This is a genomic window from Micromonospora rifamycinica, assembly GCF_900090265.1.
Classification (GTDB): Bacteria; Actinomycetota; Actinomycetes; order Mycobacteriales; family Micromonosporaceae; genus Micromonospora; species Micromonospora rifamycinica.
Genome location: NZ_LT607752.1, coordinates 5,271,932 through 5,285,150 on the forward strand (window position 1 = coordinate 5,271,932; position 13,219 = coordinate 5,285,150).

The 13,219-nt window shown below is 71.0% G+C and carries 17 protein-coding genes; 14 read left to right on the forward strand and 3 right to left on the reverse strand.

Annotated features, from left to right (window positions below):
* Window positions 1-172: 172 nt before the first annotated feature.
* The 12 genes from secY to truA all read left to right on the forward strand — a co-directional run bounded on the left by secY (window position 173) and on the right by truA (window position 8,852).
* The gene (gene secY / locus GA0070623_RS22145; RefSeq protein WP_067301459.1) at window positions 173-1,501 is read left to right on the forward strand and encodes a preprotein translocase subunit SecY; all 1,329 of its coding nucleotides are present in this window, start codon (window positions 173-175) and stop codon (window positions 1,499-1,501) included.
* Window positions 1,502-2,155, forward strand: coding sequence for an adenylate kinase (locus GA0070623_RS22150; RefSeq protein WP_067301462.1), 654 nt, complete (start codon window positions 1,502-1,504; stop codon window positions 2,153-2,155).
* A 96-nt stretch (window positions 2,156-2,251) separates the two neighbouring features.
* Complete coding sequence (map, locus tag GA0070623_RS22155; RefSeq protein WP_067301465.1) at window positions 2,252-3,103, forward strand: type I methionyl aminopeptidase; 852 nt, start codon at window positions 2,252-2,254, stop codon at window positions 3,101-3,103.
* 45 nt (window positions 3,104-3,148) lie between these two features.
* Complete coding sequence (locus tag GA0070623_RS22160; protein ID WP_231932526.1) at window positions 3,149-3,754, forward strand: DUF1707 SHOCT-like domain-containing protein; 606 nt, start codon at window positions 3,149-3,151, stop codon at window positions 3,752-3,754.
* A 263-nt stretch (window positions 3,755-4,017) separates the two neighbouring features.
* Window positions 4,018-4,239 carry a translation initiation factor IF-1 gene (infA, locus tag GA0070623_RS22165; protein ID WP_007073013.1) on the forward strand — a complete coding sequence of 74 codons (222 nt, stop codon included), beginning with the start codon at window positions 4,018-4,020 and terminating at the stop codon, window positions 4,237-4,239.
* A 92-nt stretch (window positions 4,240-4,331) separates the two neighbouring features.
* The gene (gene rpmJ / locus GA0070623_RS22170; RefSeq protein ID WP_043965539.1) at window positions 4,332-4,445 is read left to right on the forward strand and encodes a 50S ribosomal protein L36; all 114 of its coding nucleotides are present in this window, start codon (window positions 4,332-4,334) and stop codon (window positions 4,443-4,445) included.
* Between the two features lie 260 nt (window positions 4,446-4,705).
* Window positions 4,706-5,086 (forward strand): 30S ribosomal protein S13, encoded by a 381-nt coding sequence (rpsM, locus tag GA0070623_RS22175; RefSeq protein ID WP_067301467.1) that lies wholly within the window; start codon window positions 4,706-4,708, stop codon window positions 5,084-5,086.
* An 88-nt stretch (window positions 5,087-5,174) separates the two neighbouring features.
* Window positions 5,175-5,582, forward strand: a complete 408-nt coding sequence (rpsK, locus tag GA0070623_RS22180; RefSeq protein ID WP_030329919.1) for a 30S ribosomal protein S11 — start codon at window positions 5,175-5,177, stop codon at window positions 5,580-5,582.
* 14 nt (window positions 5,583-5,596) lie between these two features.
* Entirely contained in the window at window positions 5,597-6,223 is a 627-nt protein-coding gene (gene rpsD / locus GA0070623_RS22185; RefSeq protein ID WP_067301470.1) for a 30S ribosomal protein S4, read from the forward strand.
* Window positions 6,224-6,318: 95 nt separating this feature from the next.
* The gene (locus tag GA0070623_RS22190; RefSeq protein ID WP_007073009.1) at window positions 6,319-7,341 is read left to right on the forward strand and encodes a DNA-directed RNA polymerase subunit alpha; all 1,023 of its coding nucleotides are present in this window, start codon (window positions 6,319-6,321) and stop codon (window positions 7,339-7,341) included.
* 34 nt (window positions 7,342-7,375) lie between these two features.
* Entirely contained in the window at window positions 7,376-7,948 is a 573-nt protein-coding gene (rplQ, locus tag GA0070623_RS22195; RefSeq protein ID WP_067301474.1) for a 50S ribosomal protein L17, read from the forward strand.
* 73 nt (window positions 7,949-8,021) lie between these two features.
* Window positions 8,022-8,852: a tRNA pseudouridine(38-40) synthase TruA gene (gene truA, locus GA0070623_RS22200; protein ID WP_067301528.1), complete on the forward strand. Its 831-nt coding sequence runs from the start codon at window positions 8,022-8,024 to the stop codon at window positions 8,850-8,852.
* A 101-nt stretch (window positions 8,853-8,953) separates the two neighbouring features.
* On the opposite strand, the gene GA0070623_RS22205 is transcribed toward truA, so the two are convergent.
* Window positions 8,954-9,778 (reverse strand): TrmH family RNA methyltransferase, encoded by an 825-nt coding sequence (locus GA0070623_RS22205; protein ID WP_067301531.1) that lies wholly within the window; start codon window positions 9,776-9,778, stop codon window positions 8,954-8,956.
* 5 nt (window positions 9,779-9,783) lie between these two features.
* On the reverse strand, window positions 9,784-10,584 hold the full coding sequence (locus GA0070623_RS22210) for a phytanoyl-CoA dioxygenase family protein (RefSeq protein ID WP_067301477.1): 801 nt from the start codon (window positions 10,582-10,584) through the stop codon (window positions 9,784-9,786).
* Window positions 10,585-10,737: 153 nt separating this feature from the next.
* On the opposite strand from GA0070623_RS22210, the gene GA0070623_RS22215 reads away from it, so the two are divergent.
* A complete protein-coding gene (locus tag GA0070623_RS22215; RefSeq protein ID WP_084261011.1) occupies window positions 10,738-11,232 on the forward strand; it encodes a GyrI-like domain-containing protein in 495 nt (164 codons plus the stop codon).
* Window positions 11,233-11,311: 79 nt separating this feature from the next.
* Here the strand turns inward: GA0070623_RS22215 and GA0070623_RS22220 are convergent, their stop codons facing one another.
* Window positions 11,312-12,436: a hypothetical protein gene (locus GA0070623_RS22220; RefSeq protein WP_084261012.1), complete on the reverse strand. Its 1,125-nt coding sequence runs from the start codon at window positions 12,434-12,436 to the stop codon at window positions 11,312-11,314.
* Between the two features lie 140 nt (window positions 12,437-12,576).
* On the opposite strand from GA0070623_RS22220, the gene GA0070623_RS22225 reads away from it, so the two are divergent.
* Window positions 12,577-13,182 (forward strand): class I SAM-dependent methyltransferase, encoded by a 606-nt coding sequence (locus GA0070623_RS22225; protein ID WP_067301534.1) that lies wholly within the window; start codon window positions 12,577-12,579, stop codon window positions 13,180-13,182.
* The last annotated feature ends 37 nt before the right edge of the window (window positions 13,183-13,219 follow it).

Sequence of the window (13,219 nt, forward strand, 5' to 3'; positions counted from 1 at the left end):
AGCGTGTGCGCCGGGTAATATCGGATTCGGTTTATGTAGCCGGGCACACCTGCCCGGAGCGGGATCGGGCTGTTAGAGTCCCTTCCCAGCCATGGATATCGGGCACTCGCCCGGCACCCACCCCGACCCGCCAGGGACCACCACCGGGCGGCCCGCGCGCAGGAGGAAGAAGTTGCTGTCCGCCTTTCTCAGTGCGTTCCGTACGCCTGACCTGCGCAAGAAGCTGCTGTTCACAGTAGGCATCATCGCGGTCTACCGGCTCGGCGCCACTCTGCCCAGCCCCGGCGTCTCGTACGGCAACGTGCAGAAGTGTCTCGACAGTCTGCAGGGCCAGAACACGGGCGTGCTCAACCTGCTCGACCTGTTCTCCGGCGGCGCGCTGTTGCAGCTCTCGGTCTTCGCGCTGGGCATCATGCCCTACATCACCGCGTCGATCATCCTGCAGCTGCTGACAGTGGTCATCCCCCGGCTGGAGCAGCTCCGCAAGGAGGGCCAGGCCGGCCAGGCAAAGATCACCCAGTACACCCGCTACCTGACCCTCGGCCTGGGCATCCTCCAGTCCTCGGCGTTCGTGGCGCTGGCCCGTTCCGGCCAGCTCTTCCAGAACCGCTGCGACCAGTTCCCGATCGTGCCCAAGGGCACCGGCATCCCGGACTGGCTGACGCTCGGCATCCTGGTCATGACGATGACCGCCGGTACCGGCATGGTGATGTGGCTCGGTGAGCTCATCACCGACCGCGGCGTCGGCAACGGCATGTCCGTCCTGATCTTCACCTCGATCGCGGCCCGGCTCCCCAGCGAGGGCTGGAAGATCAAGACCAACGAGGGTTGGGGCAAGTTCGCCCTGGTGCTCGCGCTGGTCCTGGTGGTCATCACCGCGGTCTGCTTCATCGAACAGGCACAGCGCCGGATCCCGGTGCAGTATGCCAAGCGGATGATCGGCCGGCGGATGTACGGCGGCACCTCCACCTACATCCCGCTGAAGGTGAACCAGGCCGGTGTCATCCCGGTCATCTTCGCCTCGTCGCTGCTCTACCTGCCGCAGCTGGCGCTCCAGTTCTTCGACCAGACCGACCCGGGCAAGACCCAGGCCTGGATCCAGAACAACATCGTGCAGGCCGACGCGCCGCTGCACATCGTGATCTACTTCCTGTTGATCATCTTCTTCACCTACTTCTACGTGTCGATCACGTTCAACCCGACCGAGGTCGCGGACAACATGAAGAAGTACGGCGGCTTCGTGCCGGGCATCCGCCCCGGCAAGCCGACCGCCGACTACCTCGACTTCATCCTCAGCCGGATCACCCTGCCGGGCGCGCTCTACCTGGGTATCGTGGCGGTCCTGCCGAACTTCTTCTTCATCTGGCTGAACAGCCAGCAGTTCCAGAACTTCCCGTTCGGCGGCACCGCTGTGCTCATCATGGTCGGCGTCGGTCTGGAGACCGTGAAGCAGATCGAGAGCCAACTCATGCAGCGGAACTACGAAGGGTTCCTGCGGTAGATGCGACTCGTTCTGGTTGGCCCGCCGGGCGCGGGCAAGGGCACACAGGCGGAGTTCGTCGCCGCACACCTCTCGGTGCCGAAGATCTCGACCGGTGACATCTTCCGGGCCAACGTCTCCCAGGGGACGCCGCTGGGGGTCGAGGCGAAGCGGTACATGGACGCCGGCAAGCTGGTCCCGGACGAGGTGACCATCAACATGGTCCGGGACCGGCTCGCCGAGCCGGACGCCTCCGAGGGGTTCCTGCTCGACGGGTTCCCGCGCACCACGCCGCAGGCCGCCGCGCTGGACAAGCTCCTCGCCGACCTGGGTACCGCGTTGGATCTGGTGCTCGAACTGGTGGTCGACGACGACGAGGTGATCCGGCGGCTCTCCGGCCGGCGTACCTGCCGGGGCTGCGGCAAGATCTGGCACGTCGAGTTCGACGCGACGACCAAGGACGGCATCTGCGACCGGTGCGGCGCCGAGCTGTTCCAACGCGACGACGACAAGCCGGAGACCATCGCGGCCCGGCTGCGCGAGTACGCCGAGAAGACCGCGCCGTTGGTGGACTACTACGGCGCCCAGAACAAGCTCGTCGGGATCGACGCCACCGGCCCGGTGGAGGACGTCACGGTGCGCGCGATCGACGCGCTGCGCTCGTACGGCGGCTGACTTCCCGGCGAGGCCCGGCGGATAGAGTGCGAACAGCGGGGTACGTCACGTGCCCCGCTGTTTCGCTGTGTGTCGGCAACGAAAGGTGACCGCTCCATGCGTCGTACCCAGCTGGACATCCAGCTGAAGACCCCTGAACAGATCGAGAAGATGCGGGCCGCCGGGCTGGTGGTCGCCGAGGCCCTGCGTCGGATGAGCGCGGCGGTCGCGCCCGGGGTCAGTACGGCCGACCTCGACGCCATCGCCGAGGCGACCATCCGGGAGGCCGGGGCGATCCCGTCCTTCAAGGGCTACCACGGTTTTCCCGCGTCGATCTGCTCGTCGGTCAACGAGCAGGTGGTGCACGCGATCCCGGCAGCCGACCAGGTGCTCCGCGAGGGCGATCTGATCTCGATCGACTGCGGCGCGGTGCTGGACGGCTGGCACGGCGACGCGGCGGTCACCGTCGGGGTCGGCGAGGTCGATCCGGCGCTGCTGAAGATGGCCGCGGTCGCCGAGGACGCCATGTGGGCCGGGATCGCCGCCGCCGCACGGGGGGCCGCCAACGGCCGGGGCCGGCTCACCGACATCTCGCACGCGGTCGAGACCGCGGTCCGCCGGGGCGGCCGGTACGGCATCGTCGACGGCTACGGCGGGCACGGCATCGGCACCGAGATGCACCAGGACCCGCACGTGCTCAACCACGGCCGCCCCGGCAAGGGGCCACGCCTGGTGCCCGGCATGGCGTTGGCGATCGAGCCCATGATCACGATGGGCTCGCCGCGTACCGTCGAACTGTCCGACGGGTGGACGGTGGTCACCCGGGACCGGTCGATGGCGGTGCACGTCGAGCACTCGATGGCGCTGTTGGAGGACGGGGTGTGGGTGCTGACCGCCTTCGACGGCGGCCGGGGCCGGCTCGGTGATCTGGTGACCGCCCGGCAACGGGCCGACTCGCCGGCCGGCTGACCCGCCGGTCGGCGCAGGTGGCTCCCCGGTGTCATGCTTGCCGGCATGGAGGGGCGGGAGCGGATGCGGGCGGCGGACACCGACCGGGAGGCGACGGCGGAACGCCTCCGGGTCGCCCTGGAGGAGGGTCGGCTCGACCTGCACGAGTACGACGAGCGCCTGCAGCAGACGTACGGGGCGAAGACCTACGCGGAGCTGGACGTTGTCCTGGCGGACCTGCCGGGACCGGCGTCCGCCCAGCGGTCCGCCCTGGCTCCGGCCGGACCCGGCCCGGGGGTGCCGCCGGGGCCGGTCGACCCGGATCCCACGGCGGTCGCCGGACAGCGGACGACACCCGGGCGGCCCGTGGACGGGGAGCTGGTGGGTGGGGAGTCGGCCGGAGCCGGCTCCGGGCGTTGGCTGGCCGAGGTGTGGGTGCCCTGGTTGCGGGTGGCGGCCATCCTCACCGTGGTCTGGGCGATCTCCGCGCTCGGCAGCCGGGACCTGCCGTTCTACTGGCCGGTCTGGGTGCTCGGCCCGTGGGGGGCGATGCTGGTCTTGCGTACCGTGGGTGGGTTCGGCACCGGGTCGGCCGGGCGGGACGCGGCCCGCCGGGAGCGGCTGCGGGCGGTCCGGGCGCGGCGTCGGGCGCGGCGTCGGCGCGGTCGGTGAGGCCGCGCGGTCGGGCTGGTGTGTCGCGGACCCGATGTCCGCTTTCGTCCTAGTGGGTGACGCCACGGGTGGCCGGTTTGGCGACAGCCCGTGGGCGGGCGTAGACTTTCAGATCGGCGCACAGCGTCCACTCCGGCATGCCCACCTCGCGCTTCGGTGGGAGCCCGGAGCCGCGGCTGGCGCGGGCACCCGATGACCATCGGAAGGCCCGTGTAAGACGTTGTGGGCCGTCCGGAGCAACCGACGTCAGGACAGCGGAGTACATGCCGAAAAAAGACGGAGCCATCGAGATCGAGGGTCGGGTCATCGAGCCTCTGCCGAACGCCATGTTCCGGGTGGAACTCGCGAACGGCCACAAGGTGCTGGCTCACATCAGCGGCAAGATGCGGCAGCACTACATCCGCATCCTGCCGGAGGACCGGGTCGTCGTCGAACTCTCGCCGTACGACCTGACCCGCGGGCGCATCGTCTACCGCTACAAGTAAGCCTGACGGCGGCCGGGAAGTCCCCGTGTCCGTCTTCGACGTCCGGAGTCGCGGTCACCGCGTCGCCGGGCCAGATGGGAAGTAAGGCAACCGTGAAGGTCAAGCCGAGCGTCAAGAGGATCTGCAACAAGTGCCGGGTTATCCGCCGGCACGGCCGGGTCATGGTGATCTGCAGCGACCCGCGCCACAAGCAGCGCCAGGGCTGATCCGATCCCGCCGTCCGTCACCACGGAGGGCGGCGGACCGGTCCGGGTCGCGTAGATCCGACGACACCACGTCACCAGCTCGTCCCAGCCGCGGAACGTACGCATGCGTATCTTCTCGTGGCCAACCCCCGGTCGGAGGCCGGGGCCCGCTCGGGCAGCGGCCGTTCGGTCCGGCGCACAACGCGCCGGAGACGGACGGTCGGTAGCGGGATGGGACGGGTCCACACCTCCGCCACACATCACGAGGAGTACGCCCGCACATGGCACGTCTAGTCGGCGTGGATCTCCCCCGCGAGAAGCGGATGGAGATCGCGCTCACCTACATCTTCGGGGTGGGTCGCACCCGCTCCCTGGAGACGCTCGCCGCCACCGGCATCTCGCCGGACAAGCGCGCTCGGGACCTCACGGACGAGGAGCTGGTCCAGCTCCGCGACCACATCGAGGCGAACTACAAGGTTGAAGGCGACCTGCGCCGCGAGGTCGCCGCTGACATCCGCCGCAAGGTCGAGATCGGCTGCTACGCCGGCATCCGGCACCGCCGGGGTCTGCCCGTGCGTGGCCAGCGGACCCGGACCAATGCCCGGACCCGCAAGGGCCCGAAGCGGACTGTCGCCGGCAAGAAGAAGCCCGGCAAGAAGTAGATTTTGACCGGAATCCGGGTCGATGTCGGTGCTGTGAAGACCGGATCGCGCGGCCCGTCCGGACAGTCAACTAGGAGCGCACAGACTTATGCCACCGAAGGCTCGTGCCGGAGCCGCTGTCAAGAAGGTCCGGCGCAAGGAACGCAAGAACGTCGCCCACGGGCAGGCGCACATCAAGAGCACGTTCAACAACACCATCGTGTCCATCACGGACCCGACCGGTGCGGTCATCTCCTGGGCCTCCGCCGGCCAGGTGGGCTTCAAGGGCTCCCGCAAGTCGACCCCGTTCGCCGCGCAGCTGGCCGCCGAGGCCGCCGCGCGTCGGGCGATGGAACACGGCATGCGCAAGGTCGACGTGTTCGTCAAGGGCCCCGGCTCCGGCCGGGAAACCGCCATCCGCTCCCTGCAGGCCGTCGGGCTGGAGGTCGGCCAGATCGCCGACGTCACCCCGCAGCCGCACAACGGGTGCCGTCCGCCGAAGCGTCGTCGGGTCTGAGAGGTTAGAGAGAGATGGCTCGTTACACCGGTGCTGACTGCCGCCGTTGCCGGCGGGAGAAGATGAAGCTGTTCCTCAAGGGCAGCAAGTGCGATGGCCCGAAGTGCCCGTTCGAGTCCCGGCCCTTCCCGCCCGGACAGCACGGCCGTGGCCGCACGAAGGAGACGGAGTACCTGCTCCAGCTCCGCGAGAAGCAGAAGGCCCGTCGTGTGTACGGCGTGCTGGAGAAGCAGTTCCGCGGTTACTACGAGGAGGCCGTGGCCAAGCAGGCCAAGACCGGTGAGGTCCTCCTGCAGATCCTCGAGTCGCGCCTCGACAACGTGGTCTACCGGGCCGGTTACGCGCACTCGCGGGACATGGCCCGCCAGCTTGTCAAGCACGGTCACTTCACCGTGAACGGCAAGAAGGTCGACATCCCGTCGTACCGCGTCAAGGAGCACGACATCATCGAGGTCCGGGGCAAGAGCAAGGAGCTCACCCCGTTCATCGTGGCGCAGGCCCAGGCCGGCTCGAAGACCGTCCCGGCGTGGCTGGAGGCGATCCCGAGCCAGATGAAGGTCCTGGTGCACTCGCTCCCGGCCCGTCAGGTGATCGACACCCAGGTCCAGGAGCAGCTGATCGTCGAGCTCTACTCCAAGTAGGGCCCGTTGCGGTGGCCCGTCCCGTCGGGCGGGCCACCGGAACAGTTCGTGTCGTGGGCGTCATATAGCGGGCGTCCCGGAAGAGAAGAGAAGAAATGCTCATCAGCCAGCGACCGTCTCTCTCCGAAGAGTCGATCAACGAGACCCGCTCCCGGTTCACCATCGAGCCGCTGGAGCCCGGCTTCGGCTACACCCTGGGCAACTCGCTGCGGCGTACGCTGCTGTCGTCCATCCCGGGTGCCGCGGTCACCTCGATCAAGATCGACGGTGTGCTGCACGAGTTCACCACGATCCCCGGGGTCAAGGAGGACGTGGTCGAGCTCGTCATGAACATCAAGGAGCTCTGCGTCAGCTCCGAGCACGACGAGCCGGTCAGCATGTACCTGCGCAAGCAGGGGCCGGGCGACGTCACCGCCGGTGACATCCAGCCCCCGGCCGGTGTCTCGGTGCACAACCCGGACCTCAAGCTCGCCACCCTCAACGGCAAGGGCCGGCTCGACATGGAGCTGACCGTCGAGCGGGGTCGCGGCTACGTGACGGCGGCGCAGAACAAGCAGGCCGGCGCCGAGATCGGCCGGATCCCGGTCGACTCGATCTACTCGCCGGTGCTGAAGGTGACGTACCGCGTCGAGGCGACCCGCGTCGAGCAGCGGACCGACTTCGACCGGCTGATCATCGACGTCGAGACCAAGCCGTCGATGGGTCCGCGCACCGCGCTGGCCTCCGCCGGTTCGACGCTGGTGGAGCTCTTCGGGCTGGCCCGGGAGCTGGACGAGACCGCCGAGGGCATCGACATCGGGCCGTCCCCGCAGGACGCCCAGCTGGCGGCGGACCTGGCCCTGCCGATCGAGGAGCTGGACCTCACCGTCCGCTCCTACAACTGCCTCAAGCGCGAGGGCATCAACTCCGTTGGTGAGCTGATCGGGCGTACCGAGGCCGACCTCCTCGACATCCGGAACTTCGGGCAGAAGTCGATCGACGAGGTCAAGATGAAGCTCGCCGGGATGGGTCTCGGGCTGAAGGACTCGGCCCCGAACTTCGACCCGGCACACGTCGTGGACGCCTTCGGCGAGGCCGACTACGACACCGACGACTATCGCGAGACCGAGCAGCTCTAGTCCGCGCTGCCGCCACACCTGAGGAGCACCAAGCATGCCCACGCCCACCAAGGGCCCCCGCCTCGGCGGCAGCCCCGCGCACGAGCGGCTGATGCTGGCCAACCTGGCCACCGCGCTGTTCCAGCACGGCAAGATCCAGACCACCGAGACGAAGGCCCGGCGGCTGCGTCCGCTGGCCGAGCAGCTCATCACCAAGGCCAAGCGGGGCGACCTCGCCTCCCGCCGCCGGGTGCTGGGCGTCGTCAAGGACAAGGACGTGGTCTACTCCCTGTTCGACCAGATCGCGCCCCGGTACGCCAACCGCAACGGTGGCTACACCCGGATCGTGAAGACCGGTCCGCGCAAGGGTGACGCCGCTCCGATGGCGATCATCGAGCTGGTCGAGGAGCTTCAGGTCGCCGAGCCCAAGGCGAACAAGAAGACCGCGGCCCGCAAGAGCGCCCAGCAGGACAAGGTCGAGGCGCTCGCCCCGGCCGAGGAGACCCCGGCGGCCCCGGCCGACCAGGACTCCGAGGCGCCGGTCTCGGCGTCCGGTGACACCGCCGCCGCCCGCGAGGACAGCGACGAGGCCACCGAGACCAACGAGGCCACCGAGAACAAGGCCTGAGCACCACGGCACCGTCGGGCCCGGCATCCCTTCCTGGGGTGCCGGGCCCGATGTCGTGAACGGGAGGTACGAGGTGGACGAGCGGACCCGGCTACGGCTGGACGTCTCGTACGACGGCACCGAATTCTCCGGCTGGGCGGCCCAGCCGACCCGGCGCACCGTCGCCGGTGTGCTGGTCGGGGCGCTGGACCTGGTGCTCGGGGCGGGCACGGTGACCGGGTTGACGGTAGCCGGCCGGACCGACGCCGGCGTGCACGCCACCGGCCAGGTCTGCCACCTCGACCTCCCGGCCACCGTCTGGCGGAAGCACCGGGAACGGCTGCTGCGCCGGCTGGCCCGGCTGCTCCCCGGTGACGTGCGGGTCCGGGCGATGACCGAGGCGCCCGTCGACTTCGACGCCCGCTTCTCGGCGACCTTCCGGCGGTACGAGTACCGGGTGACCGACGCCCCGTGGGGTGCCGAGCCGCTGCGCCGCCGGGACACCCTGGCCTGGCACCGACCACTGGACCCGGCCGTGTTGACCGCCGCGGCGGCCGGCCTGGTGGGGGAGCACGACTTCGCCGCGTACTGCCGGCGCAAGGAGAACGCCACCACGATCCGTGAGGTGACCCGGCTGGACTGGCGGCGTGACCCGGACGGCATCCTGGTCGCCACCGTGCAGGCCGACGCGTTCTGCCAGGCGATGGTGCGCAGCCTGGTGGGGGCGATGCTGACCGCCGGGGACGGCCGACGCCCGGTGGACTGGCCGGCGGGCCAGCTGGCCCGGCGGGAACGGTCGAGTGAGGTGACCGTCGCACCGGCGCACGGGTTGACGCTGGTCGCCGTCGGTTATCCGGAGGACCCGGCCGAGTACGCCGCCCGCGCCGACCGTACCCGCCGGCTGCGCCTGCCGGTGGAGTCCTAGGGTCCTGAGTCCTCGGTCCGTCGTCAGGGTGCCGGGTCCGGCTGGTGCCGCCGGCAGCTCCGTACCGACGGGTGACCAGCCCCACCCGGGCGGCCGATACGCTACCGGCGGGCGGCGGCGCTGCGCTGGCGTGCCGATTCGTAGAGCACGACGGTCGCGGCCGCCGCCGCGTTCAGGGAGCTGGCGGCCCCGGACATCGGCACCCGGACGAGGTGGTCGCAGGCCGCACGCCAGCCGACGCTGAGCCCGGTGGTCTCGTTGCCGATCAGGGTCAGCGTGGGCTGCGTGAAGTCGTACTCGGCGGCGGCCAGGGCGCCGCGCTCGTCGGCACCCACGATGCCGAGGCCGACGCCGACGCCGCGCACGTCGGCGACCCAGGACAGCACGCTCTGGTGTGCGGGCACCCGGACGACGGGCAGTGCGAACAGCGAGCCGGTGCTCGCCCGCACCGCCTTCGGGTCGTACACGTCGGCGGCATGGCCGGTGACGATGACGCCGGACGCGCCGAAGGCGTCGGCGGACCGGATGAGCGTCCCGATGTTGCCGGGGCTGGTGGGCCGGTCGAAGACGACGGTGAGCATGGTCGGCCCGGCCGGAATGCGGCGCAGGTCGTCCGCCGGCAGCGCGACCACGGCCAGCAGCTCCGGAACGGTGTCCGCCTTGCCGCCCAGCTCGTGCATCAGCTCACGGGACACCGCGAACTTCTCGGCCGGGACCGTGTCCAGGGCCTGGCGTGCCCAACCCGACAGCGGACCGTCGGCGTCGTGGAGCAGCTCCCGGATCTGCCAGCCGTGTTCGATCGCCATGGTGATCGGGCGTACGCCCTGCACGAGGAACTCGCCACGACGCTGCCGCTTGGTCCGGTTGCGGAGCAGCGCCTCCCACTGCTGGAACCGCGCGTTGCGGCCGCTCACCCGAACCCGCACCGGCGTCACCGCGTCCCCCGCCCGTCGGGGCCGGGGGTGTCCCGCCCGAGGCCCCGGCGGATCGCGATCTCCACAGGCGAGTACGCACCGTCGGCCCGTTCCAGGTCGTACGGCGCGGCCGGCAGCAGTGGCGGCTGGGCCATGAAGCGCGGCCGCGTCCCGTGGTGCGGTTGCGCCGCGTGCACCAGGAACGGGTGGCAGAGGAAGACGTCACCCGGGGATCCGGTGGCCAGGGCGAGTGGCCGGTGGTCGGACGCCGCCACCAACTCGGGCGCGAGGTCCAGCCCGCTCGCCCCGTCCTCCCCGTGCTTCGCCAACACCTTCGGCACGTCGAGGTGCGAGCCGACCCGGATCCGGGTCGGGGCGTCCTCCGCACCGACCTCGCTGAACAGGAACAGCATCAGCAGCGCCCGCCCCCGGGAGCGGACGTTCGTGAAATACCAGCTCGCCCCCTCGGGCAGGTAGCTGCCCTCGATGTGCCAGCCCGCGTCGTCCGGCTCGTCGGGGTGCGGGAAGCGCAACGGGAACGTGCCCAGTGAGTAGCGCGGCTCCCAGCGTCCCGCGCCGACGAGCAGGTCGTACGCGTGATGGAGGCACGGCGAGTTGGGTGCGGCGGCGAACGGCCCCTGCGCCATCCCGGGCACCCAGTGCACCGGCTTGTTCCAGGTGGCCGGGTCGTCCGGGTCGCAGCCGGTCTCCCGCCACAGCAGCCGCGCGCAGTCCGCGGCCACCCGCGGTGCGACGGCGCCCGCCACCTTCACGAAACCGTCGCGAAGGAACCGGGATACCAGTGTCGTGTCGTCCATGGCCCCATCGTGTGGCGGCGCCGGGCCCGGTCGCCCGACACTTTCCGCTCCGCATCCGTCGGGAGCGCCGCGACAGCGCCGGTCACGCTTCGGAGGCCCTGTCGCACCACACCACAGCTCACGTCCCGCCCGACTGTCGAAGGGAGCGAACGCATGCTGACCCGCATCGTCGACCGTCCCGCGTTCCGGCTCGTGGGGCACGCTGCCCGGGTTCCACTGATCCACCGGGGAGTCAACCCGTACATCCGGCAGCACGTCGCCGCGCTACCGGCGGAGGAGCATCTGCGCCTGAAGGCACTCGGCGACGTCGAGCCCGGTGGCCTGCTCGCTGTCTGCGACGACCTCGACGCCGACTACGACGAGGGCAGCGAGCTGACCTACCTGCACGGGGTCGCCGTGTCCCCGGGCACACCGGTCCCGGGCGACCTCGACGTGATCGAGGTCCCGGCGGGCCACTGGGTGGTCATCCGGGCCGTGGGGCGGGATCCGCAGGCCCTGCAGAAGACCTGGGCCACGGCCGCGACCGAGTGGTTCCCCTTCAACCCGTGGCGGCTGCGGCCGGGTCCGGAGATCGTCGCGGTGCCCGAGCCGACGGCCGACCTCAGCACCGCGATCCGCGAACTCTGGCTGCCCGTCGAGCCGGCGTAGCGGCCGGGTGGAACGTCCGGGTGCCGGCTCCGACGGCGGCAGACCGGGTGGCCATGCGGCGTACCGGCCCCGGCGGTGGTCAGTCGCCGGGCAGGTCGTCGGTGTCCGGGTCGTCGGAGCGGGGGCTCGCGGACGGGGTGGTGGTCTTCCGGTCCCCGGCACGCGGGCTGGCCGGGGCGGTGGTGGTCTTCGGGTCGGGCTGGTCCACGCTGACGCCGGCTGCCCGACGGTCCAGCACGCTCTTGTCGAGGTGCAGTTCGAGCAGGTCGTAGATGATCTCGCGGATACCGGGGTCGCCGGCCGGCACCGCGCCGCCGTCGTCCCGGGTGACCAGGCAGTAGGCCACGTAGTGGCCGCGTACCTGCCAGGCGACCCGGGCGGCGGCGGTGGCGATCGACTCGGTGCCGTCCCCGGCGGGCATGCCCCGGAACCGGCCCCGCCGGTCGTCGAGCAGCGGCCGGACACGGTCCCGGACGCGTTGCGCGGTCGCCAGGTCGGTCAGGTTGAGCAGGCCGGTGGTGACCAGGTGGTCGCCGTCGGGGGAGCGCAGCGTGGCCCGGACCACCTGGCTGCACCCGAGGGTGGTCAGTAGGTCGGCGATCTCGCCGGTGGCCGCGACGGCGCAACTGCCACTGGCGTGGGTCTTGAGCACCGGGTACTCGTGCCGGTCGGTGCCGATGACCAGCTTCTTGTCCGGGAAGACCTCCTTGACGGTCAGCGGCTGCCGATCGGTCTCCCGGGAGTCCAGCGGACCGGTGGCGGCGTCGTCCGGGCCGGCGGTGGTCGGGTAGCCGGTCGGGGCGGCCTGCCCGTTCTGGGTGGGATCGTCGGTGCCGGTGCGGTCGATGAGCAGGACGGCCCCGGCGAGCCCGCAGAGACCGAACAGCACCAGCACGGCGGCGCCCCCGACGACGACCTTCCAGAGCCGACCGCCCCGACCGTCGGCCGCGCGGCGGGACCGTGGTCCGGCCGGCCCGGACGGGGAGGCGTGGTCGTGGGTGGGCACCTGGACGGAGGAGCGGATCGGCACCGGGTCGGCGGCCGGGGGTGCCGGTCGGGTGGTCCGGGGCAGCGAGGGGACCGGGAAGCGGGACGGGGAGGGTCCAGCCGGCGCGGGCGGGACAGGCTGGAACAGCGGCAGGTCCGTCCCGGGCTGCGGGTTCTCCTCAAACGCGTCCTCAGGGGACTCATACCGATATACCATGTCGCCCAGAGTAGGGTTCATCGCCCCTTTAAGGGATAAAAACCGGAAAAGTGTGCATGGGCGCGTCGACCGGCACCGCACCGGCCGGCCCTGCTCCGGCCGGCGGCGGCTCCGCGGCGGGCCGGTGGAAGAATGCCCCGGTGACCGGCGACCACTACTTCACCGCGGAGCCCAGCGCCCCGGCCCGTCCCCACGAGGTCGAGTTCCACGTCGCCGGACGCGACTACGCACTCACCTCCGCCAGCGGCGTCTTCTCCGCCACCCGGCTCGACCCCGGCACCGCCGTCCTGCTGCGCAAGGCGGACCTGCCGACCGCCGGCACCGACGGCCACCTGCTCGACATCGGCTCCGGGTTCGGGCCGATCAGCTGCGTGCTGGCCGACCTCGCACCGGCCGCCACCGTCTGGGCGGTCGACGTCAACGAGCGGGCCCGCGCGTTGACCGCGGCCAACGCCGCCCGGATCGACGCCGCCGACCGGGTCCGCGCGGTCGCCCCGGCCGAGGTGCCGGCCGAGGTCACCTTCGCGCAGATCTGGTCCAACCCGCCGATCCACATCGGCAAGCCGGAGCTGCACGCGCTGCTGCGCCGCTGGCTGCCCCGGCTCGCCCCGGACGGCGTCGGCTGGCTGGTGGTGGCCCGGCACCTCGGTGGCGACTCGCTGCACCGCTGGCTGCTCGACGAGGGGTTCGCGGTCACCCGGCACGCCAGCCAGAAGGGCTACCGGGTGCTGCGGGTCACCCGGTAATCCGGTGTCGCCCGGCCCCGCGCCTCGGGCAGGATGC